Source organism: Paenibacillus sp. MT86 (genome assembly GCF_058792535.1).
The window spans coordinates 3,612,228-3,635,786 of the sequence record NZ_CM179499.1 but is presented as its reverse complement, the minus strand read 5'-3'; the positions used below and the strand labels follow the sequence as shown (position 1 = coordinate 3,635,786).

Annotated in this window: 21 protein-coding genes; 14 read left to right on the top strand and 7 right to left on the bottom strand. The window is 48.0% G+C overall.

Annotated features, from left to right (window positions below):
- Positions 1-153: 153 nt before the first annotated feature.
- Complete coding sequence (locus AC3RCL_RS16055; protein ID WP_145036652.1) at positions 154-1,065, bottom strand: DMT family transporter; 912 nt, start codon at positions 1,063-1,065, stop codon at positions 154-156.
- A 153-nt stretch (positions 1,066-1,218) separates the two neighbouring features.
- Here AC3RCL_RS16055 and AC3RCL_RS16050 point away from each other — a divergent pair, with 153 nt between their 5' ends.
- The 3 genes from AC3RCL_RS16050 to AC3RCL_RS16040 all read left to right on the top strand — a co-directional run bounded on the left by AC3RCL_RS16050 (position 1,219) and on the right by AC3RCL_RS16040 (position 4,205).
- Positions 1,219-2,121, top strand: a complete 903-nt coding sequence (locus AC3RCL_RS16050) for an AraC family transcriptional regulator (protein WP_096773874.1) — start codon at positions 1,219-1,221, stop codon at positions 2,119-2,121.
- 75 nt (positions 2,122-2,196) lie between these two features.
- Positions 2,197-3,126: a poly(ethylene terephthalate) hydrolase family protein gene (locus AC3RCL_RS16045; RefSeq protein WP_145036650.1), complete on the top strand. Its 930-nt coding sequence runs from the start codon at positions 2,197-2,199 to the stop codon at positions 3,124-3,126.
- A gap of 209 nt (positions 3,127-3,335) precedes the next feature.
- Positions 3,336-4,205, top strand: a complete 870-nt coding sequence (locus tag AC3RCL_RS16040; protein WP_145036648.1) for a hypothetical protein — start codon at positions 3,336-3,338, stop codon at positions 4,203-4,205.
- Positions 4,206-4,425: 220 nt separating this feature from the next.
- Here the strand turns inward: AC3RCL_RS16040 and AC3RCL_RS16035 are convergent, their stop codons facing one another.
- Both AC3RCL_RS16035 and AC3RCL_RS16030 read right to left on the bottom strand, forming a co-directional pair.
- Entirely contained in the window at positions 4,426-4,635 is a 210-nt protein-coding gene (locus AC3RCL_RS16035; protein ID WP_145036646.1) for a hypothetical protein, read from the bottom strand.
- Between the two features lie 225 nt (positions 4,636-4,860).
- A complete protein-coding gene (locus AC3RCL_RS16030) occupies positions 4,861-5,319 on the bottom strand; it encodes a DinB family protein (protein ID WP_096773867.1) in 459 nt (152 codons plus the stop codon).
- A gap of 254 nt (positions 5,320-5,573) precedes the next feature.
- On the opposite strand from AC3RCL_RS16030, the gene AC3RCL_RS16025 reads away from it, so the two are divergent.
- Complete coding sequence (locus AC3RCL_RS16025) at positions 5,574-6,098, top strand: phosphotransferase-like protein (protein ID WP_492530635.1); 525 nt, start codon at positions 5,574-5,576, stop codon at positions 6,096-6,098.
- A 248-nt stretch (positions 6,099-6,346) separates the two neighbouring features.
- Here the strand turns inward: AC3RCL_RS16025 and AC3RCL_RS16020 are convergent, their stop codons facing one another.
- From AC3RCL_RS16020 to AC3RCL_RS16010, 3 genes are all read right to left on the bottom strand, one after another.
- The gene (locus tag AC3RCL_RS16020) at positions 6,347-6,988 is read right to left on the bottom strand and encodes a peroxiredoxin-like family protein (protein ID WP_096773865.1); all 642 of its coding nucleotides are present in this window, start codon (positions 6,986-6,988) and stop codon (positions 6,347-6,349) included.
- 72 nt (positions 6,989-7,060) lie between these two features.
- The gene (locus AC3RCL_RS16015; protein ID WP_492530633.1) at positions 7,061-7,573 is read right to left on the bottom strand and encodes a hypothetical protein; all 513 of its coding nucleotides are present in this window, start codon (positions 7,571-7,573) and stop codon (positions 7,061-7,063) included.
- A 319-nt stretch (positions 7,574-7,892) separates the two neighbouring features.
- Entirely contained in the window at positions 7,893-8,477 is a 585-nt protein-coding gene (locus tag AC3RCL_RS16010; RefSeq protein WP_492530631.1) for a TetR/AcrR family transcriptional regulator, read from the bottom strand.
- A 459-nt stretch (positions 8,478-8,936) separates the two neighbouring features.
- Here AC3RCL_RS16010 and AC3RCL_RS16005 point away from each other — a divergent pair, with 459 nt between their 5' ends.
- Positions 8,937-9,365 carry an SRPBCC family protein gene (locus AC3RCL_RS16005; RefSeq protein ID WP_452515147.1) on the top strand — a complete coding sequence of 143 codons (429 nt, stop codon included), beginning with the start codon at positions 8,937-8,939 and terminating at the stop codon, positions 9,363-9,365.
- Positions 9,366-9,706: 341 nt separating this feature from the next.
- Here the strand turns inward: AC3RCL_RS16005 and AC3RCL_RS16000 are convergent, their stop codons facing one another.
- The gene (locus tag AC3RCL_RS16000) at positions 9,707-10,396 is read right to left on the bottom strand and encodes a helix-turn-helix domain-containing protein (RefSeq protein ID WP_492530628.1); all 690 of its coding nucleotides are present in this window, start codon (positions 10,394-10,396) and stop codon (positions 9,707-9,709) included.
- Between the two features lie 301 nt (positions 10,397-10,697).
- Between AC3RCL_RS16000 and AC3RCL_RS15995 the strand changes: the two genes are divergently transcribed.
- From AC3RCL_RS15995 to AC3RCL_RS15955, 9 genes are all read left to right on the top strand, one after another.
- Positions 10,698-12,089: an ABC transporter substrate-binding protein gene (locus AC3RCL_RS15995; RefSeq protein WP_096773860.1), complete on the top strand. Its 1,392-nt coding sequence runs from the start codon at positions 10,698-10,700 to the stop codon at positions 12,087-12,089.
- Between the two features lie 96 nt (positions 12,090-12,185).
- Positions 12,186-15,077: an extracellular solute-binding protein gene (locus AC3RCL_RS15990; RefSeq protein WP_492530625.1), complete on the top strand. Its 2,892-nt coding sequence runs from the start codon at positions 12,186-12,188 to the stop codon at positions 15,075-15,077.
- A 21-nt stretch (positions 15,078-15,098) separates the two neighbouring features.
- Entirely contained in the window at positions 15,099-16,052 is a 954-nt protein-coding gene (locus tag AC3RCL_RS15985) for a carbohydrate ABC transporter permease (RefSeq protein WP_192571771.1), read from the top strand.
- 14 nt (positions 16,053-16,066) lie between these two features.
- Complete coding sequence (locus tag AC3RCL_RS15980; RefSeq protein ID WP_175495229.1) at positions 16,067-16,930, top strand: carbohydrate ABC transporter permease; 864 nt, start codon at positions 16,067-16,069, stop codon at positions 16,928-16,930.
- Between the two features lie 18 nt (positions 16,931-16,948).
- Positions 16,949-18,409, top strand: coding sequence for a hypothetical protein (locus AC3RCL_RS15975; protein ID WP_192571772.1), 1,461 nt, complete (start codon positions 16,949-16,951; stop codon positions 18,407-18,409).
- Entirely contained in the window at positions 18,406-19,032 is a 627-nt protein-coding gene (locus AC3RCL_RS15970) for a Yip1 family protein (protein WP_096773856.1), read from the top strand. Before AC3RCL_RS15975 ends, AC3RCL_RS15970 begins: the two co-directional genes overlap by 4 nt.
- 12 nt (positions 19,033-19,044) lie before the next feature.
- Entirely contained in the window at positions 19,045-21,603 is a 2,559-nt protein-coding gene (locus tag AC3RCL_RS15965) for a DUF5696 domain-containing protein (RefSeq protein ID WP_492530621.1), read from the top strand.
- A complete protein-coding gene (locus tag AC3RCL_RS15960) occupies positions 21,600-22,517 on the top strand; it encodes a carbohydrate ABC transporter permease (protein WP_096773854.1) in 918 nt (305 codons plus the stop codon). The genes AC3RCL_RS15965 and AC3RCL_RS15960 overlap by 4 nt, the downstream gene beginning before the upstream one ends.
- Positions 22,518-22,532: 15 nt before the next feature.
- Positions 22,533-23,477, top strand: coding sequence for a carbohydrate ABC transporter permease (locus AC3RCL_RS15955; RefSeq protein ID WP_492530618.1), 945 nt, complete (start codon positions 22,533-22,535; stop codon positions 23,475-23,477).
- Positions 23,478-23,559 lie beyond the last annotated feature (82 nt).

Below are 23,559 nucleotides of genomic sequence, written 5' to 3'. Positions count from 1 at the left end.
CCGATCCACGTGGATCGGCTGTTTGTGTTTAAGCTAATGAGCAGCTTAATAATGTTATACCTCATGCAATCGTAAGGGATGCAATGTATCCTATTCCATATGGAGGATGCTGGCTAGTTACATTCTACCGATGTACTAATACTGCATCACTGATCAATGCGAAAGATTTTTGTGAGCTGAATATCTTAAGGTTTGCAGCCAAAAATATGTCAGCATGCCCAGCAGCGTAATCATTCCACCTACAAATTGAAATGCGGAGATCGTTTCTCCCAACAACAGATAAGCCAGCATAATGGCCAAAACGGGTTCGCCGATAATGCCTACGGAAACCGTTGTTGCACCAATGGACTTGAGCAGCACGTTGAAAACATATTGGCCAAAGATCGTGGGAATGATCGCAAGCAGAAGGAAGTATGTCCAATCCGAAGCGTTGTAATGGGTCAAAGAATGGTGATTCCACAAACTGTAGACGAGCAGGACACTCCCCCCAGTAAAGAAGACGACAGCACTATATAGATTCGCATTGATTTTGTGGCTCACTTTCTGTCCGACCAGCATATAAGCCGACACCAGTATGGTTCCTATCAGTGACAAACCGTCCCCGATCAATGCCTCTCTTGAAACTCCAATATCTCCCCAAGCGATAATAAGCGAGCCAAACAAGGCGGCAACCAAGCAGAGAACGGTCAACACACTCGCTCGTTCCCTAAACATATAGTACGAACCGATCATCACAAACAAGGGCTGTAGCGCCAGGATAACCATGGAACTCGCCACGGAGGTATATACCAACGACTCCATCCAAAACAGGAAATGCAATCCCAGAAGCAGGCCGGCCAAAAAAACGGTTCTCCAATCCTTCGAGTCCAGTTTCGAGGAGCGGAGCGTTTTCCAGGGGACAAACGGAAGTATGATGAGTGCCGATAGATAAAGTCTGTACATACCGGCTACAGCGGTTGGCGTGTCCGATGATTTGATCATGATCGAAGATACGGATACCGACAGAATGGCGATAAAAAGCAGGATATACGGTTGAAGCTGTAACGTTAATTTATATCTTTTCAATGATTACCCTCCAAGAGGGCCTATCCGATCGTCTGTGCACAGGCTAGTGATAAGCCAAATTCATGATATAATAATATCATCGTATATTATTGTATTGTGTAATTATATCCTTCAATACTATAGATATATCGTCATAGAAAGGAGCTAGTTGGAATGGCAAAGCCGCTGCATGAAACTATATTGTATCCCGACGATTCGTTTCCTTATATCATGTACACGCATACGCTTCATAAAAGCATTCCCGAAGGCAGAGGATTCAACGATCTGCATTGGCACGAAGATCTGCAGATCACGTTGGTGACGAAAGGAAAACTGAGTATTCAAGTAAATGGGATGGATCATGAGCTGGAAACCGGCCAGGCGATTCTGATCAACAAGGGAGTTCTTCATGTGGCGACGCAGCTAACGCATGACGGTCAATATGTGAGTTTCAATTTTCCTGAGAAACTGCTCGCCTTCCACGCGGACAGTGCCATGGAAAAAAATTATGTGCTCCCTTTTACCCATTCTTCTTTCGTTTCGCTTGTGATCACAGGAGACGCGGAGTGGGAGAAGCAGGTATTGGACCTGCTCTGGGAAATGAGAAAGAAGTTTAATATTAAAAAAAGCTGGGGATGGGAATATGAGATTTCGATTCAAACCGTACAGCTATGGTACATCTTGATCTCCAATATGTCGGTCTCTCCCGTGGAAGCACCAAAACACGTGAAGCGGCAACAGGAGAGACTGCAATTCATGCTTAGCTTCATACATCAAAACTACTCGTTTCCTGTAACGCTGCAAGAAATTGCCGATGTTGCGCATCTGAGCATCTCGGAGTGCACCCGATGTTTTAAAAAAACGGTTCATATGACCCCCTACGAGTATCTGATCAAGTACCGGATAAAGAAAAGCAGCGAATTATTAATATCAACGGACGACACCATAACCGAGATCGCCCGCAGGGTAGGCTTCAATCATGTCAATCATTTTATTCAGTCTTTTAAAAAGTACCACGAAAGAACACCCAAAGATTTTAGAAAGCATAGAGCTGAAATGAAACATTCCAAAGTTTAACGTATATCCATTCAGTTTCATACTTTAACTGAGAAGACGATAGAGAAATCGGTAGTCTATCGTGAGGTCACGTATATGTCGGTTCTGAAAAAACGCAAGTGGATTTTATGGTTGTCCGCTTTAGTCCTGATCGTTGCAGTTCCAATAACAATTTTCATGCAAATTATCATTCATTCAAATATACCAGAACTTGCGGATGGTAGCATTGAGCAGCGGTATGCGCAGAAAGGAAGCTATCATGTAAAGGTAGAAGAAGTTAAGAGAATGAGCGGGGAGGCTTTATTTAGAATATACTACCCGGCATTTCAAGAAGACGAATCCTATCCTATTATTTCATGGGGGAATGGAACAGCTGCCACGCCAGATCGTTATGATGAGCTCTTGACTCATCTGGCTAGCTGGGGATTCATAGTAATAGATTCGTACAGCAAGACAACAGGAACAGGCAAAGAAATTGTGGAGGCTATTGATTATTTGAAAAATGAAAACGAACAAGCAAACAGCTTGTTTTATCAAAAAATACAAATGGAACATATTGGTGCAGCTGGGCATTCTCAAGGGGCTACAGGTGTCATTAATGCACATACCAACTATAAAAGTGGATCGTTGATTAAGACGGTTGTTTCCATCGCTCTCCCGGATTTGAAGCATTGTGATCCGGAAGATGTGTACGATACAGCACGTATTACCGTTCCTTTTCTCATTATGGGAGGTACACGAGATTTCATAATCTCACCGGTATCAACGAATCAATTAGCCTTACATAATACTCATGCAAGCACGCCAGTTATGATGGGGATGGCGAAAGGTGCTGCTCATACAGCGATTGAAGGTAATGGGGGCAATCATAGGGGGTACTTGACGGCTTGGATGAGATATCGGCTGTTTGATGATCAGGAAGCCATGAAGGCATTTCATGGGGATTCTTCCGAGATGATGCTAAATACGAATTGGGTGGACGTTGAACAAGCTAATATGGATGATCATACATTCGTGAATCCATAACAATCATGTTCGGTTATATCCCCTCGTGGGATTATGTTCGTGTAATTTATAGGACTTTCTCTCTGGCGGAGTGCTCTTTTGCTTGTATAGACGAAAAGAATCATTTTTCCGGGAAGTTTGATGAAATGGGTATACGACCTCTGTTGAATATAATACGATCAGTCTTATTACGTAACAAGTTCGAATTTACGACAACGGAGGGAAACGCTTTGAAGTACATTAGGACGATTATGATGATAGTAGGCGGCATCTGCTTGTTGGGCATTGGCTGTACCGTTCAGAAACATGAATCGGAGATAACCCTAAGCGAACTCAAACAATCCGATAACAATATTCGCGTACCACATAATGACCGACTGCATATGTCTACTGATCAGAGGTGGGTTGAGGAAGAAGGGCATCAGTCTGATCTGATTCGGCTTCAATGGACGGCGGAAAGGGCTAAACCTGCAATCGTGTGGCTCGACGAGAAGGGAATGAACAAAACGGCGATCATATCGCATGACAAGGCTAACAATCCTGATCAGCACGACCATAAGCATATCTCATTCGAGACGACGATGTCGCCAACGGGGGAATATCCGAACCAACTGTTTACCCGGTTTGAAATTCCTTACGATACTGACGTTAGCGAGATTCGTACGCATTCTTCCAACTTCAATGTAATGAACGGCATATTGCGAGTCGCAGGGGAAAAAGGGACTAACCGGGATATCCAGTTCAGTGTAGCCGGCAAGGAAAATGAGACGATAACGAGATGGGCCCTTCGGGCAGATAGTTCCGAAGAACCGGGGGATAATTCCGGAGCCGATATGCAGTTCGTTCGTTACGACGATGACGGCAACGTCGTTGATTCCCCGCTAACCATAAAGCGCAGCAGCGGTAATGTCGGTTTAGGTACGAATGACCCCGATACCAAGTTAGATGTAAACGGGGATATGCTTCGAATCCGGGAGAAATTTACGCCAGCTTCATCCACAGATGCCTGTAGTCAGGGTCAGATAGCATGGGACGACGATTATGTATATGTTTGCGTTACCGAAAACAAGTGGAAAAGAACAGAGCTCTCGTCCTGGTAACATTGGATAGGTGATAGGCGAAAAGGGGCAAGTGCGGGAAAGGGGCCTTGTCCTTTAACGGTATATGTCAAGGATTGCCGCGGCACAAGAACATGGGCTAAAAAACCATAGTGGGTGTTTCGGCATAGCAAGCATCATCGATCCGGGTAGTTCAACAATCAAAGGAGAACTCCGCAAAATGTGTTATCCATATTTAATTTTGTCATTTATCGCATCCCATTCACTCTTTCTTTTTTTTGAAGAAATCGAACTTGATCACATAATCAAAGAGAAAGGTGATTGCAACAGCTCCAAGTGGAATCATTGCGTATGCCCAAGGCGGATTATTTGGAGCTTCACCAGGGGGTGCATCAATTAAAATCTCAAAAAGAACAACACAGTAAATTACGGCCAATACAATACCTGTTATGTTCCTGCCTTTTTTACGCATGGCTATTTTTCACCTTCCTTAACTTTAACAACCACTGAATATAAATCATCTTATTCTAGAAACGTTGAGAAGCGGGTCTTCCGCAACTTGAAGGTCTGGATAAGCTAAAGTGAACTGTTAAAGAAGGAGAGTCGGAAAGTCATTTTCAGCATCGTTTTCCTGTGGATTAGTCCGACGTTGGGTAGCAACAGGCTTTACCACTATAAGACAAAATGATTCTTAGGTTCAGAATAGGGGACCGGGGAATCCATTCAGACGTGCGATGACGCCGATTTGACCGACATGGTACGACTCATGCTCGAAAACATGATGGAAAATCCATCGCAGAGTCGGGGCCGAAGGCGGTTCCCAACCGTCTGAAAAACGAGGGAGCTGTATGGCTGGTGCATATTCATCGTAAACCATGGAATTGAGCTTCAGCTCCGTTTGGTTCCGAATGTCGATATAGGCCTGTAAAATTTGCTGCGAGTGCTCCAAAGACTGCGGAAGTAGACATTTTCCCTTAGAACTAATCACGTTAATCCACTCGTCTTCGCTGCGCGCGATGTGCTCAACGATCCAGGCGATAGTGTTGGGATGATCGGGATGCTTTGCATACCACTGTTCTTCCGTCAATTGGTTTAAATAAGGGATCAGGATCTTCCTTACATCATTTCGATAAGGAAAAAAAGCAACTAGTTTCATGACTCCTCCGGTAAGAAGATAGAATAAGTAAAAATTGAACTATCATCATAGAGGTTCATTATAGCTTAATATATGGACGGGAACAACGGAATCTCAAAGTTACGATAGTTGAAAGAAAACAGATGGAGCAGTTTGCCTGTTGGCAGCTGCTTCATTTTCATTACTCATAGTTCAATTATAATTGTTTTCTCAATCCTGTTGATACGTTGAAACTGTTAAACTGTAATTAAATTGAACGAATTGGGGAATTAGAGATGAGCAAAGGGAAAATCGTGTTTTTGAACGGAGTAACCAGTTCAGGAAAAACATCTATTGTAGACGCTATTCAATTAAAATCGGAAGAGTTTTATTATGTTGTTGCAAACGATCTATTTGAGAATACAATTGGCGATCACTATCTTCGAGAAGATTATTGGAAATATTTAAGTGATGCCATTATTATGATGTATCATACCGCCAAACTATTTTCTGACCATGGTAAAAATGTGCTTATCGATGGCATCTTGGTAGAAAGACCTGAGTTAAAGCCGCATTATGAAAAAGTTAAGGACATATTTGCCGGGTACCCCTTTTATATGGTTGAAGTGTTTTGTCCTTTGGAAATTTGCCGCCAAAGAAATATTGAACGTGGAGATAGAGCTGAAGATCAATCAGACTGGCAAAACAGAATGATGGCAAAAGATATACAGTACGACTGTACTGTCAACACATACATAAATTCATCTGAAGAGTGTGCGGGTTCGATTCTAAAATGTTTGCATGGTAGGTCAAAAGATTAATCATGTTACGCCTCACGGGAAACAGCTCAATAACAACAAAAAGGCAGCCGACCAATGTGATCGGCTGTTTTTTTTCAACTGACGTGCTGAGTATTCTGTAGATAGGTGAAGAGGGACAAAAACATGGCATCTTTGGTACCGTTTTTAGGTAGTATACAATTTCAATATAATTGCAAACCTCAAAGCGCCTTGTATTCGTGTTCTTGATGTTGCGAGCTAAAGGTGTTTTTCTGACAAAGAACAAAAACTTAAAGCTTTCTCAACTCATGCAGAATGTCTTCCGGATCCAATCGCTGCATAAAATCCGGATTGACATAGGCGGAACGGATAATACCAGATTCATCGATCATGAAGGTGGAAGGAATCGGCAGGACCCAGCGGTTCATCGCATTGTATTCCGTTAGGTCCATGCCTACTTGTTTCATAATGTTCTGGATGTAGTCCGGAACGTCGTAAAGAATATTATAGAAGGCTGCCACGAGACCGTTTGTGTCGCTAAGCACTTGGAAGGACAGCTCTTCTTTCTCTTGCTGGGAAAGCGTGTTGTCCGGACTTTGTGGGCTGACTGCGATGAGCTGACCCCCGAGGGCTTCAATATCCGGAAGTAGCTCCTGATAGCTCTTAAGCTGAGTGTTGCAGAACGGGCACCATCCGCCCCGGTAGAAAGTTAGGACAACAGGTCCTTTGGACAGTTCATCATAGAGGTTAACCGTTTCTCCCAAAGCATTTTTGAGTGTGAAATCCTTGGCCTTCTGCCCCTCCTGTCGGCCGTAAGCTATACCGGACTCCTGTTGCTCCTGGATCTGTCGGAACATCTCTGCTTGGATCTCCAAAGGGGTATGCGCTATAAATTCCTGTTTGACTGTGGCTAATGCTTGAGTTAATGACATGTTTTGCTCCTTCTTTTTAGTTAATTATCCTCTCGGTTTAATCCTTGACTCATTATCTTCCTTTCCACATCTTTAGGCAGACATCTCGGTTGACGAGTCGAAAGTATCCAGTCTGTTTTGCCTGCGTAAATGGATGATTTGTGCTGTCAAACCAACGATAAAAATGACGAGGAGAGTGGCTTGGGCGCCAAGTAGGACTGGCGAACTCAGATCGGAGACTAAGGGGTTGCCGTCTGGAACACGGGTCAGGATTTCAGTAACAGTCGGCAACATCAGCAGAAACGCCGTCAGGCTAAGGAAAATGGTCTCAAGGTACTTGCCGGAACGCCCAAAGCCTGAAATACACCCGACGCCGTATCCGCCGAGCAGCAGCAGGATCGTTGCCGTGCTAATGACATAGCTTACCGACTGATGAGCGATGGGGAATACCGTGAGGGCGCCGATCATCATCGAAATGAAGTAGACGACACCAGGCCTTGACCTAGGGACAATTCGTCCGTAGCGAGCAAACATATATGTAGCCAGCGGAATGGCGGGCAAGCTGCTGAGCGTATGCACCCAGCCGAGTGATGAAATTCCAAACATAACTGACTCCTTTCAGTCCTTAAAGACAAGGGTGATTTGTTTTGTTATGTCGATAGATTTACGCGATCCAATAATTGCGACTGACATCATGTCCTTCGCGCCACCAACTGTCGGACTGCGAACGAACATGCCTTCTTCGTAGACTGCCGAGAACTAGATGACCCATATATCGGCACTTAGCGGATATGACGCGATTCGTTCGACAATAGCGAGCATATCCTCAACAGTACGTAGCCTCCTCTCTAGATGACTTAAGCTAAGGGGTTAAGTTAATCTCTTGTGATCTCGATCATGTCTGTAATTTTCGACACTGGACCAATCACAATGGAATTGCGAGTCGCTCCAAGAGCGGGCCTGTCACGAAGCTGAACATATTCGGATCGCCATAGGCCCGCGCCGAAAGCATAGCTCCGTGAACCGTAGCCATGAATGCTTCGGCCTCGGCCTTCGGGGTACTTCTAAGTTGAAGTTGCCCAAGCCGCGATCCGCGATCCAGCACGGATGTCAACCACGTTGACAGATAGCTGAAATGCTCCCTGACCTCCATGGCAACCTCCTCGGGCAGGACAGGGAGTTGACTTGCCAACAACGCGCAGACACAAATCGGAGCGCTAGCGTCCGCGATGCAGGCTTCCCAATAGCCAACGTAAAACCGAAGCTGTTCGAGAGCATCGGATACATGGAGTTCAATATTCTCCATCCCCGCTTCAGCTTCTTCCCGATACCGTGCAACCAGTGTTCGAACCAGATCGACCTTGCTTGGAAAATGGTGATGGATGCTCGCCTTACGAATCCCAACCACGTCAGCGATGTCGGCATAACTAAAACCGTTGTAGCCGCTATCGATGATCAAAGAACGAGCACAAGTCAGGATGTCGTCAGAAGTAGTAGTTGAATTTTTCATATAATCAGTCTACCTACTAGTAGGTAGACTGTCAAGTGAGTTCAGAAGTCTTATAAAAACTAAAGGAGGTGTAGCTGGTCAGAGCGATCAGTTGCCTTTTTAAGCTAACGGTAGTGGACGTGGCCCCCAATTATCGGGGGGAGTTCGTGATCGACTGAATCTGAAGCTGATCGAGACCCAACCCTTCAGCTCCGGCGTCGTGGTGCTTCGCTACACGCTCGTTCGTTAGCTGCCTGTGCCTGGCTGATCACCGCAGCTAGGCACTGCCAGACGAATCTATATGAGCACAAGATGCAGCCGGCTAACATCTGTCGGCTGCTTCGACGTGGAGCTTTTCTGCTGAACCTAACGAGCAAAGATACAAGTAGTGAGGAGGTATAAATTGACATTTTGCAGATTAATGAATACAATCAACACAGAACAAATGTTCTTAAAATCGGAATTGGAGGAACAAGTTCAATGGATTTGATTATTGAAAAAACCAGACATATTCATGCAAGTAAGAAAGTTGTTTGGAAGGTATTAACTGATCCTGATTCCATTAGAGATTGGTTAGGGGTACATATTGAAACGGATTGGAGAGAAGAGAGTCCGATCACATTTTCATTCTCATGGGACGGAAAAAACCTTACCGATAAGGGACATATATTGAAATTCATGGAACCGGACACTTTCTCTTATGATTATTGGAGTGGGTTTTCGGGAACTCCAGACACTCCAGAAAATTACTCAATTATTGCGTTCCGATTATTTGATAATCACGACAGTACAACACTTGTTTTAACGCACCGCAACTTTTCAACACCAACGATGTATGAACACTCGGATAAAAACTGGGAAGAGACTTTAGACAAAATAAAGCTATTAGCAGAAAAAGTGATATCATAGTTCAATTAACTTGTCGGGCACAAGAGCATAATCCATTGAGAGTCGCTAATTTAGCGGCTTTTTTTGTTTTAGCGGCACAATACGAACCGAAATGTACTTCTCTGTAGTTTATGTAGCCCCCTTAAGTCAAATAATAAATGACAGACGCATAAAGTTATGAAATTATTGCTCTCATCTGCAGGTGTTAATAACATAAAACATGCACACGCGCTAGTTGACATGCTGGGCAAGCCGTTGCCAACTCCAACGCACAGTGCATCCCCATCTCGATGTACGGACACTCCTGGGTGGGTCCCGGTGGCAAAGGGGGACAGTCCTTGGATAACCTAGGGCTTTTGGCGTTAGGAGGGGACCATCTTCCGATATTCGTTCGCGCTTACGCCGGTATAGGATTTAAATCGCTTATAGAACCAGTCGATTTCCGTATAGCCCACCTCATACGCAATTTCGTAAACCTTGAGATCCGTTTGCTCCAGCAATATTTTCGCTCTTTCCATGCGCTGGATGAGCAAATATTCGTTAAAACTCATATTTTCATGGTTCTTGAACTTTTGACCAAGATAGGAGCGGTTGAAATGGAATTTGCTCGATAAGTCTTTCAGGGTAATATTTTCGTGAAGCATTTTTCCTACATATTCCTTTACTCTGTGGATCACGTCATCCTCAGTGCGGTGATGGTTCGCCATTATAGCAGCTACGCTCTTCACCAGTTCCTCAGCCGGCAACGTGCTCGGTAAGTAATCACTGACCTGAAGCTGCAGCGCTTTTCGAATGACGGCAAATTTCATGGCATCCTCGATGACGATGATGGGCAATCGGCTTATCCTCCGGATCCGACCGCACAGTTCCAACCCTTCTTTAGGTTTGCCGTTCATGTTGATGACGGCCAGCGAATATCCATTCTCCTCAATCAGATGCAGCGATACGTCGCAATCATGTTCGCATACGTCCATGTTCGTCCCGCATTTGCCCCAATCCTGCAGGCGAAGCATGTCGCTTCCGGAACAGCAACTCAGATTGATGTACAGCATCTTAGATATGATGACTCCCCCCCGTACATTTCCTTAAACGGAATATCATTCAAAATGTTTACGCTTACATTATGTTGCCCTGATCCCGTTCTTCACAATGTGCTTTTCTTTGCATAGCTAGCCGTTCTTTACTTCTTTGATATCTGGGTTATAAAGATCGGTGAACATGCCGCAGAACAAGCTGGCTATCTAGCGTTTCACAGGTTGAACATCCCGATTTCCCCAGGTTGTTGCATGGAAATGTAAGCGCTAAACTTTGGATGAATATGGACCAAACATCAATCGTTGAGGGGGATTAAAGATGCGTGTTCGCAAATTAATGGTTCTGTTATTAGGATTGGCGCTGCTGCTTGCAGCCTGCAGCGGAGGCTCAGGCAACCCAAGCAGCGGCAACCAAGAAACCGTGGAATCGGAGACGAATAGCGGCACTGAAAACGAGACGTCGAAGGGAACGGACGAGACCGAAAACAGCGGCGAGGAAGAAGTCTACAGAACGCCGGATATGGATTTTGATTTAGGCGGCAAGACCATCAAAATCGTCTCTTGGTGGGATATGACGATTCCGGAGGATACCCCGGACAATATCGAGCGCAAGAAGAACCTTGAAGACCTGATGCAAAAGCATAATTTTAAAGTGGAGTACGTGGCGATCGATTATGGCGAGTACCAAGAGAAAGTTACCGCTTCCCTGATAGCCGGTGAGCCGATCGGCGATATCGTTCGACTTGGCAAAACCTATACGGTCCCTACCTTGGTTAAACAGGATCTGCTTTGGCCGATCGACGAATACACCCAAAACCCCATCGCCTTTAATCAAAAGGTTACGAAGGAATACTACACGTATAAAGGCAGGGGGTATGGGTTTACCGAAAACCAGGCAAATCTGGTTCAAGGCTTCTTTTACAATCGTACACTTATGAACCAGCTTGGCTTAAAGCCGCTTCAAGAGTACGTGAACGAAGATAACTGGAACTGGGAAACATTCATCCAAGTGGCTAAGGAAGCCAACAAAGATACGAACAACGATGGCAAGCTGGACACTTGGGGGCTAGCAAACTCCTCGCTCATGGACCATGCCTTGTATTCCAACAATACGGGGCTGACCAAAGAAGATAAGCAAAATCTCGATGATCCTGCAACATTGGATGCACTTCAATTCATTTCTCGTATTGCTACCGAGAAAATAGCAAGACCGACCGAGGGCGGCGACTGGACGGAGCCAGGGCAATTTTTTCGTCAAGGCAATACATTAATGTACGCCGGTGCCCTCTATGAGATGAGCGGCTTGCAGACGGATATGCCGGATTACGACATCGGTTTCGTACCTTTTCCAAAAGGGCCGAACGCAACGGAATACCACTCTGCCGAAGCACTCTTCCAGGCGCTTACCATTCCGAAAGCAGTCGAAAATCCGGAACAGTTGCTGTATATCTGGGAGAAAATCAATGACATTGATTCCGTATACGATTATCCGGACCAAGGCTCGTACGAAACGATATTCTCGAATGAAGATGACTTGAACAACGCCAAGATGGTGGCGCCAAATATGATTATTCTTGACCACAATACATTCCCGAATTTGAAGTACTACGATTTCGTCGGGGAGCTGAATGAAGGGATATCCGTTTCCACCGTTGTTGAGAAGTATAAGTCAACGTTTCAAGCGGCCATCGACGAAGTATATGGTCCTTGACCTTGAATATTGGCCGAAGACCGATCGTCCCTGCGGAGCTCATTGCTGCGGCAGGGGCGGTCATTGGATGGATTAACCGTGTGGGAGGGAGAGAAATTGAACACCAGGAACAAGCGTTTCGGCAGCGCCATACTTGTCATCGTCCTATTTTTTTTGTCTCTATGGGCCTTCTACCCTTCGAAATCGACAAACCAAGGCACCGTTCAAGCGACCGCCGACTTTGAAGCGATCATGGAAACGGAAGGGCAGGACGGGTACAGCCAGTATTTAGACGCCCATGCATCGGCAAATCGTCCGGACCGCATTGTCCGCATCGAAGGCGAGTCTTTTGTATCAACCGCTGGGAAGGGATTCGAGATCGCGGAGAAATTACACGGTTCCGAAGGCAAATCCGTGATCACGCCAGAGGTAGGTTCCATCACATGGGACGTGAACGTGGAGCAACCGGGCTTATACCATATACGGATCCGATACTATCCTATTGAAGGGAAGAGTTCGGCGATCGAAAGACAGTTCTCTATCAATGACGAGGTGCCTTTCAAAGGTGCGGATATCGTGCTATTCGACAGGGTATGGGGAAATCGGGACGAAGAAATCAGGCAGGATAACCGGGGAAACGATCTGCGGCCAAGGCAGGTCGAAAAGCCTTCGTGGCAGCTTGCGCCGTTCTCCGATCGGTATGGCTATTATGATGAGCCGTATTCCTTTTATTTTGACAAGGGCAAGCAGAAGCTTACGCTAACGTCCTTGCGGGAGCCGATGGCCATTGATTATATCGAGCTCTACCAGGATCATGCCTTGAGAACGTACGAGGAGCTGGCGAATGAATATGAGTCCGAGGGCTTGGAGCCGAGCCGGGATCAGTACATTCTGATCCAAGCGGAGGACGCCAAGCGGAAATCGTCGCCGACCTTGTATCCAACATCCGACAGATCCAGCCCGACCGTGGTGCCTTACGACGTTTCCAAAATCAGAGTCAACACCATCGGAGGCGTCAACTGGAAGCTGCCGGGGCAATGGATCGAATGGGAGTTCGAGGTGGAAGAAGACGGATTATACCAAATCGCCTTAAAGCAAAAGCAGGACCAGCTCCGCGGAGTCTTCGCCACCCGCAGCCTTATGATTGACGGGGAGTTTCCTTTTCAGGAAATGAAACGAATCCGCTTTCATTACGACCGCGATTGGCAGATGAATGTGCTGGGCGAGGAAGAGCCTTATCTATTCCATTTCACCAAAGGCACGCACCGGGTCCGAATGATGGTGTCTCTTGGCGAGATCGCGCCGCTCTTGCAGACGATGGAATCCAGCGTGCTGGAACTGAATGAAATGTACCGAAAAATATTGATGATCACCTCCAATACGCCGGATCCGTTCCGCGATTATCAATTGGAGAAGCGGATTCCGGATATGGTGGAGGTGTTCGCCGAGCAGGCCGAAATCATTCAGAGCGTGGCCGATTACCTGGAAGAGGCTACGGGCGAGCGAAGCGATAAGGTAGCCGTCCTGCATTCGATGGTGCACCAGCTGAACGAGCTTGCCGATAATCCCGAAACCGTCGCGAAGCGATTGGATACGTATAAGGTGAACGTAGGCGGTCTGGGAACCTGGATGCTGCAGATTAAAGAGCAGCCCATCTCGCTCGATTACCTTATCATTCACTCGCCGGATCGCAAGCTGCCCAAACCGGACGCGTCGTTTCTCGAGATAACGGGCCATGAGCTAGGCGCTTACGTGGCTTCATACACGGAAGACTATGACACGATCGGCAACGCCGGCGATGAAGAAGACGCCATTACCGTTTGGGTAACGACCGGACGCGATCAGGCCCAAGTGCTGAAAGCATTGATCGACGACACGTTTACGCCTGAATCGGGCATTCCGGTGCATCTCCGGCTTGTTCCGGGAAATATCCTTCTGCCAGCCACGCTTGCCGGAGAGGGTCCGGATGTCGCCATGCAAATCGGCGAGGATGTGCCGGTCAACTACGCGATGAGGGGCGCAGCGGCCGATTTGACGAAATTCAATGATTTCGAGCAGGTGGCCACCCGGTTCCGCGATAGCGGGCTGGAGCCTTACAAATATAACGGCGGGGTGTACGCCTTGCCTGAGCAGCAAACCTTCCCGATGCTGTTCTATCGCAAAGATATTCTGGAGGAACTTGGTTTAAAGCCGCCGGCGACCTGGCAAGAAATCTATGACATGATATCCGTGCTTCAGAAGCACAACATGGAATTTTATTTGCCGCTGGAAGCCACCAATGCAAGCCTGGTCCCGAATGCGACGTTCGCGATGCTGCTCTACCAGAACGGCGGGCAGTTCTACCGCGATAACGATACGAAGAGCGCGCTCGACTCCGACATCTCCATGGAAGCCTTCAAGAAGTGGACGCAGTTCTATACCAGCTACAAGTTCCCGCTTCAAGCGGATTTCCCGAACCGTTTCCGGACCGGAGAGATGCCGATCGGGATTGCGGATTACACGACGTACAACATGCTGACGGTCATGGCCCCAGAGATTAAGGGACTGTGGGATTTTACGATCGTGCCGGGCACTGAACGCGGGGACGGCACCGTGAACCACGAGGTTGCCAGCCATACGTCCGCCGTCATGCTGCTTCAGAATTCGAAGAGCAAAGAGGCCGCCTGGGAATTTCTGAAGTGGTGGACCGGCAAGGAGACGCAAATTGCGTATGGACGAGAGATGGAAGGCTTGATGGGTGAGGCGGCCCGCTATCCGACGGCCAACATCGAAGCGCTGGAGGAGCTGCCTTGGCCGATGAAGGATTACCGGAATTTGGAGAACCAATGGCAATGGGTACGAGGCATTCCGCAAGTGCCAGGGGGATATTTCACGGGCAGGCATTTGGACAATGCGTTTAGAAAAGTGGTGAATGCCAGCGAAAATCCGCGAGAAGCCTTATCCGATTATATTCTGTACATTAACGATGAAATCGAGATCAAGCGGAAGGAGTTCAATTTGCCATATTAACAGGGGGAGGTGCGGTAGTCGATGCAACCAGGAATTCAAACCGTGAAGAGCCCCAAATCGAATGTGCAGAGGAACAGCCGTTGGGTCTCCTTCATAAATGAGTTAAAACGCAGCAAGCATTACTATTTGCTGATGAGTCCGTATATGATTATTTTCTTTCTGTTTACGGTTATTCCAGTGGTCTTTTCCTTTGCCCTAAGCTTCTTTTACTTTAACATGCTGGAATTTCCGAGGTTCGTCGGTTGGCAAAACTATTCGAGACTATTTCTGAATGACGATATCTTTATGATCGCCTTGAAAAACACCTTGATGTTTGCAGTCGTAACCGGTCCTGTCAGTTATATCGCCTGCTTTGTATTCGCATGGATCATCAATGAACTGTCGCCCAAAGTGCGAGCGTTCATGACGCTGGTCTTTTATGCGCCTTCCATATCGGGAAACGTTTATTTCATTTGGCTCATCATCTTTTCCGGTGACAGCTACGGGTATTTAAACGGATTTCTTATGAAAGCCGGCTTTATCTTGGAACCGATTCAATGGCTTCTGAATGAAAACTATATTCTTTGGATCGTGATTATCGTACAGCTTTGGCTCAGCCTGGGCACCAGCTTTCTGGCTTTTATCGCCGGTCTGCAAACGATCGACAAGTCACTGATCGAAGCCGGGGCAATGGACGGCATAAAAAATCGTTGGCAGGAGCTCTGGTATATTACGCTGCCGTCCATGAGGCCGCAGCTGATGTTCGGGGCCGTCATGCAGATTACAACCGCATTCGCGGTCGCGGATATTTCCATCGCGCTCGCCGGGTTTCCGAGCGTTAACTATGCGGCGCACACGATCGTAACCCATCTGATGGATTTCGGCACGATCCGCTTTGAACTCGGCTACGCTTCGGCCATTGCGACGTTCCTGTTCCTGCTGATGGTAGGGACCAACAAGTTGACGCAAAAAATGTTGAGAAAGATAGGTGAGTAACGTTGGCTGCGAAAATGATTCGATATTTCCGGCTGCCGAGAACGCTGAACCGTTCTTTGCCCGTTAGCATTTTGCTGTTTGCGCTGCTCGCCTTGTTCGGAGCCTTCATGGCATTGCCCTTGATTTACGCGGTAAACAACGCATTCAAGCCGCTGGACGAATTGTTCATTTTCCCTCCGCGGTTTTTCGTAAACAATCCGACGATGGATAACTTCCTGGACTTGATGGTGTTAATGGGGAATTCCTGGGTACCCTTATCGCGCTATTTCGCAAACACGCTATTGATCACCATCATTGGAACGGCCGGACATATCCTGCTGGCGTCCGCAGCAGCCTATCCGCTGGCCAAATACCGGTTTCCCGGCTCGAAAGCGCTGTTCTCCATCGTGGTGCTCGCCCTGATGTTTTCGCCCCATGTAACGGCGATCCCGAACTATATGGTCATGTCTTGGCTGGGGTGGATCAATACGCATGCCTCCATCATCGTGCCTTCCTTGGCTTTTCCGCTCGGGCTGTTCCTGATGAAGCAGTTTATGGAGCAAATTCCCGACGCGCTGCTCGAGGCGGCCAAAATTGACGGGGCCAGCGAGTATCGGATTTACTGGTCCATTGTGATGCCGAACGTGAAGCCTGCCTGGCTGACGCTTATGATTTTGCAATTTCCGGCGCTTTGGGGCAGCGATGGCGGCAGCTTTATATACAGCGAGCATCTGAAGACGTTACACTTCGCGCTGGGACAGATCACGGAAGGCGGAATCGCAAGAGCCGGCGTCGGCGCGGCCGTTGCTTTGCTCCTGATGATCGTTCCCATCACGCTCTTTATCATCTCCCAGAGCAGCGTCATGCAGACGATGGCCACTTCAGGGATGAAGGATTAGAAAGGAGGCATGACCAGATTGATCAATAGCTTGCGCAAACTGAAAACGCCTCTCCTCATCTTGATCTGCTGCTTATTGGGGGTTGGCGCAGGAACGGGGAACGTAAGCGCCGAGAGCGCCGCGGACTCCTACAATTATTCCTATTGGGGCGATGCCGTCGCAGTGCCGGCCGCTTATGTGGCGACCGAATGGATCAGCGGCTCGGACCTGGGGACGGGACCTTTCCAAGAGCCCAGCGATCTCCACGTCGCCGCCGACAATCGCGTATACGTACTGGATTCAGGCAACAATCGGATCGTTGTGCTGGACCGTGATCTAAAGCTGGTAAGCACCGTGGATTCCTTTACGAGAGAGGGCAAGCCGGATACATTCCTTCAACCGCAAGGGATTTTCGTGACGGATGACGGCGATGTGCTTGTAGCGGACACGGGTAACAAGCGGGTGGTTCACTTAGATGCGGATTTTCAGCTGGTCAAGATCATCGATTCGCCGGAGTCGGAACTATTGCAGGATTCGTTTAAATTCGAACCCGTGCGGGTCGTAATGGACCATGCGCAGCGAATTTATGTCATGGCTGGCGGCGTGTTTGACGGGTTCATGGAATTCAACGCCGAAGGGGCGTTTACTACTTTCATTGGCGCGAATCGCGTTTATATCGATCCGATCGAATATTTCTGGAAGCAGATCTCGACTAAAGCGCAGCGAAGCCAGATGGTCATGTTTACGCCTACGGAGTTTACGAATCTGGATATTGATTCGGAAGGATTTATCTATGCCACTAACGGAGACCAGTGGGGGAACAACATTAAGAAGCTAAACGCGCAAGGCAGCGACATTTTACGAAGAACTGGGTATTCCGACCCGCAGGGCGACATTCTTTACATCAGCAGCGAAGGTCCTTCTAAGCTGATCGATATCGATGTTACAGACAGCGAGATTTACTCCGTTCTCGATGGCAAGCGAGGGCGGGTGTTCACTTACAACGGGGACGGTCATCTGATGTACGTATTCGGCGGGCTGGGGAACCAATTGGGCCAGTTTCATACGCCGGCCGCCATCGATCGAATCGGCGAGGATTTTCTTGTGCTGGATAAAGCGCTGGGCGAAATCACCGTCTTCCGAACGACCGAGTACGGGCGAACGCTGAATGAAGCAGTCAAAAGCTATTACCGTGGCGAGGAAGAAACCGCTTTTGCGTTGTTTAATCGAACGATCGCCATGAATGCCAATCTGGATTTTGCCTATGCGGGGATCGGTAAAGCCTTGCTTCGTCAAGGCGATTATAAGGACGCCATGAAGCATTTTAAACGCAGTTTGGATCAAAAAAACTATTCCAAAGCATTCCTGCTATATCGAAAAGAAGTCATGAGAGAGCATTTTCCGGTGATCATGACCATGCTGTTCTTAGCCGGAATCGGTATTTTTGCCGCGGCAAGGCTTCGGAAAGTGAAGGAACGAAGAAAGGGGGCTTCCGCATGAGCAGGGATTGGATTCGATTCCCCCTAAATCTCATGGTTCATCCCTTTGAAGGCTATTGGGACCTGAAATACGATCGCAACCGAAAATTCACGTTGATCATTTCATTTTGCGTATTGTTCCTGGTGGCCGTTACGAACATTTTGGGGAGCCAGTACAGCGGTTTTCTAGTCCATGTGTACAATCCAGAGACCATGAACAGCTTCATGGAAATCGTCTATGTGATCGTGCCGGTATTGTTCTGGTGCGTGGCCAACTGGTCGCTTACGACCTTGATGGACGGAGAAGGCAAATTCGTCGAAATTTTCACGTCGACCTGCTTTGCGCTTCTGCCGCTCGTGATCATTCAATTTCCATGGATTTGGCTCAGCAATCTCGTTTCGTTGCAAGAGACCGCCTTCTATTATTTTTCCAACTCCGTTGCGGTTCTTTGGTTCGTATATCTGCTGTTTATCGGCAATATGACCGTACATCAGTTTTCCCCGTCCAAAACGATCGGAATTATGATGCTGACCCTGGTCGCCATGGGGTTCATGGCTTTTATCAGCTTGCTGTTTTTCAGCTTGGTCCAACAGATCGTGGCCTTTATATCCGTCATCTATCAAGAATTTGTCATGAGAACTTAAGGAGGAGGAAAAATGGGCAATTTCGCTAGATATATGCTGCTTGCTGCCAGTGTACTGACAGCGCTGATCATGGCCGGATGTACGGATAAAGGACCCGATGAGGCAGGTGGCGATCAAGTCAACAGGCTCACCGAAACGTTTAAACTCGATTCAACCCTTAAGGCGTCGTTCGCCAATCCGAAAGTCCAAGGCATGAAAGGCATCGCCGAGAACGATCAACTGCAGCTGCTAGCGGACGATCAGACGGGGGCGATCGCCGTCGTGCATAAAGCGAGCGGGGAAGTTTGGCACAGCAATCCTCCCGGGCGCGAGTCGGATCCGCTGGCTGCAGGCGTGAACAAGAGTTTGTTGTCCTCTCAGCTGAAGCTTGATTTTTATAATAGTTTCGGACAAATAAACTCCGTCAATTCGCATGCCGATAGCGTGGCCTATAAACAAATCGGCATGGAGGAAATCGCAAATGGCGTTCGCGTAAACTACCGGTTCGGCTCGGACAAGAAAACAATCGACGACATGCCCATGAAGATCAGCAAGTCGCGCTTTGAGCAGAACCTGTTAAGCAAGCTGGACAGCACGGGCCAGCGAACGCTGAAGATCGCTTACACCGAGGAAGCGGAACAGGGGATGTATGTCCGGTCCGACGGCGCGCTTAAAGGCCTTCAGCTGGAGCGGGCGCTTAAAGCCTTTGAGGATGCAGGGTATACCGAAGAAGATTTGCTGGTCGACATTGAGGAAAACCATTTGGATCAGACCAAGCCTGAACCGCGGGTATTTCATGCTTCGGTTGAATACACGCTGGACGGCGACAGTCTGCTCGCCAAGATCCCGGTTTCCAGCATCGATTTCCCGGCTGAATATCCGGTGAACACCATATCGTTCCTGAGTTTCTTCGGTGCCGGGGGAACGGAAGAAAAAGGCTCGATCTTCATTCCGGACGGATCGGGGGCGCTGATCCATTTTAATAACGGCAAGACCCGGTATCCAGCCTACCAACAGAACGTGTACGGAACGGACCGAACCATGAGCCGCATCGAAACGGCAGAACTCAGCCAGGAAATCAGGCTGCCGGTGTTCGGAATCATCCGTCAAGCCGGGGCATTTATCGGCATCATCGAGGAAGGGGCTCCGGCCGCGACAATCAATGCTGACGTTAGCGGCAGACTGAACAGCTATAACTACGTTTACCCGACGTTTACGGTGATCAACAAAGGCGACTTAAGCCTGGATGCGAACGGCCAGCAGCGCTCGCTTCCGAAATTTCAGGAAGCTCCGATGCGAAGCGATTTTACGGTCCGATATGCCTTCGTGGGCAAGCAGTCGGCTTCCTATCAAGGGCTTGCTGCCTATTACAGGAAATATTTGGAGCAGCATGGCGGTCTTCCCGCAATTGCCGAGAGGAACGGGGACAATATGCCGTTCTATCTGGAGCTCGTAGGCAGCATTTATAAGAAGAAGCATTTTGCAGGAATTCCCTATCGGGCGCTGGAGCCGCTCACGACCTTTGAACAAGCGCAAAGTATTCTGACAGACATGAGCCAGCGTGGAATCCATGACATCAAATTGAAGTATAGCGGCTGGTTCAACAAGGGGCTGGCTCATGAGGTACCTGGCAGCGTCTCCGTTGACCAGCAGGTAGGGGGAGAGAAGGGACTTCGGCGTCTGTTATCCTATGCTAACGAGAATGGGGTAACGCTATATCCGGATGTCGCCATCCTTACGGCATTGTCCGGTTCCGGGTTCAACGTAACGAAGGAGGCGGCCAGAACGCTGCGAGGCGTCCCCGCAGAGCTCTATTCATTCAATCCGGCATTGAATCGCCGGGATCGGACCGGTTCGCCGGCCTATGTCATATCGCCGCGGTTTATAGGTAGTTACACGGAAGCTTTCTTAAAGGACTATGGCAAATACGGCGCAAATGCCGTTTCGCTGAGTGATCTGGCCGCCGAGCTCGATAGCGATTTTCGCAAGCACCGCCAAATTGACCGCACGGAGTCCGAGCAGCTGTCTCAGGATGCGCTGAACAAAATTGAAGATGCCAATCTTCAGGTCATGGCTGACGGAGGAAATGCTTATGCGCTGCCTTTCTTAACCGATATCACCCACGCGCCCATGGCAAGCAGCAGGTTTAAAATCGAGGACGCGGAAATCCCGTTCTATCAAATGGTCGTCCGCGGTTATATCGATTACACAGGCTCACCCTACAATCTGACTGCGTATACCGATCCCAAACCGTATATATTGAAGTGTTTGGAGTACGGTTCCGGCGTGTACTTCCAATGGATCTATGAACCGAATCACAACATAAAGGACACGGCGCATAACGACTTGTTCTCCGCCAATTACGAGATATGGATCGATGAAGCCGCCCGTATCTATGAGGAAGTGAATGCTTTTCTGAAAAAGGTTCGCCATGATCGGATCATCGGACATGACGAATTGGCTGACGGCGTATTCAAGACGATATATGAGAGCGGCGTTTATGTCATCGTGAATTATAATCATGTACCGGTGACGATTGACGATCTAACCATTGAAGCCGAAAGCTATGTGACAGGTGGTGAAGCGCCATGAAATTCATAACCCAGCGATTGGGGGGAAAGCAAAGGAGCTATGGGAAACAGAAGGCTTTATGGGGCATTGCTTATGTTATGCCTTGGCTTCTCGGCTTTATATTTTTCTTCCTGATCCCTTTGCTGACTTCCCTGATCTACAGTTTTAGCACTGTAACCGCGAATTCCGAAGGAATCGGCATTACGCTAATGGGGATGAAAAATTATGTGACCGCCTTTACGGTCAACACCAGCTTTAATCGAATGCTGACCGAAGCGATTGTTAATATGGTGGTGAACGTGCCCTTGATCGTTATTTTCAGCCTCTTTCTGGCTGTTGTCCTGAATCAGAAATTCCTTGGCCGTTCCTTTGCCAGATCGATATTCTTCCTGCCTGTCATTCTTGCTTCCGGGGTCATACTGACCCTGGAAAGCAGCAGCCTCGTTCAGGCGATCAATGATCAGAATGCCGGTTCCGGAGGGCTGATCAACGCTTTGGGAAGCTTTGAGCTCGAGCGATTAATGCTTCAAGCCGGCGTAAGCGAGACCATCGTAAACTATTTAACGGGAGCCGTGGATCGTATCTATGATATTGTAAGCCAATCCGGCGTACAGATTCTCATATTCCTGGCTGGCATCCAGACGATATCTCCCCAGCTGTATGAAGCGTCCAAGATGGAAGGGGCAACGGGTTACGAAGCCTTCTGGAAAATCACGTTTCCGATGGTCAGCCCGCTAATCCTGGTCAATATGATTTATACGATTATCGACTCGTTCTCCCGAAATGAGCTGACAGAGTTAATCCGGACCACGGGCTTCGTTCAGTTCGATTTCGGCCTTAGCTCAGCGATGGCCTGGATTTATTTCTTAGCCATTACTATCATCCTATTAATCAGCGCATATTTGGTATCCAGGAAGGTCTTTTACCATGAATAGAAGAAGGTGAATACTATGCCGGTATCTCAGTGGCTATCGCTCGAAAATTGGAAACGATGGCTCTGGTCTTTCATACGTTTAACATTGATCGCAGGCCTGTCCTTTGTCATTCTGTATCCGATTCTGCAAAAAATCTCGACGGCCGTCAAAGACAAGGCCGATCTTTATTCACCGGTCGTCGTATGGATTCCGGAAAATTTCACGATGAGCAATTTCTTTGATGCCATCCGCATTATGGATTACTGGGAAACGCTGTTTAACACGTTTGCGCTGTCGGCGACGACGACGGTCTTGACAGCCGCTTCTTGCGCGCTTGCGGGATACGGCTTTGCCCGTTTGAAGTTCAAGGGCAGCCAATTTATGTTCGCTTGCGTTATCCTGACGATACTGGTGCCCCCAACCACGATTCTCATTCCTATATACTTGAATCTGAAAGATTTTACGCTGATGGGCTTGATCCCGCTCATAACCGGGAAATCCGTCAATCTGTTAAACAGCTATTGGCCGTTCATTCTGACTTCGCTGACGGCCAATTCCCTCAAAGCCGGTTTGTACATTTTTATATTCCGACAATTTTTCCGCGGCATTCCGAAAGAAGTGGAGGAGGCCGCGTATATCGACGGCGCGGGCGTCGGAACCACCTTTACCCGCATCATGATGCCGAACGCGATTCCTGCCGTCATTACCACGACGTTGTTCTCCTTTGTCTGGCAATGGAACGACAGCTTCTACACGACGACGTATCTGACTTCAAGCAAGGTCATGTCCACCCAGCTTTCATCGCTGCCGTACAATCTGTCCATCATGCTGGGCGGCGATCCGTCGAAGGCAGACCCTTTTTATCTGAGTATGGTGCAGGATACCGGCATCTTGCTGGCCATCCTTCCGTTGATCGTCATTTATTTGTTCGTCCAGCGATACTTCGTGGAAAGTATCGAGCGTACCGGTATCGTAGGCTAACATTTCAAGATGAAAACCGCCACCCCGAATCTAGGGGATGGCGGTTTTTGCTTGCATGCAGCAACAAGTAAATAATGGGATA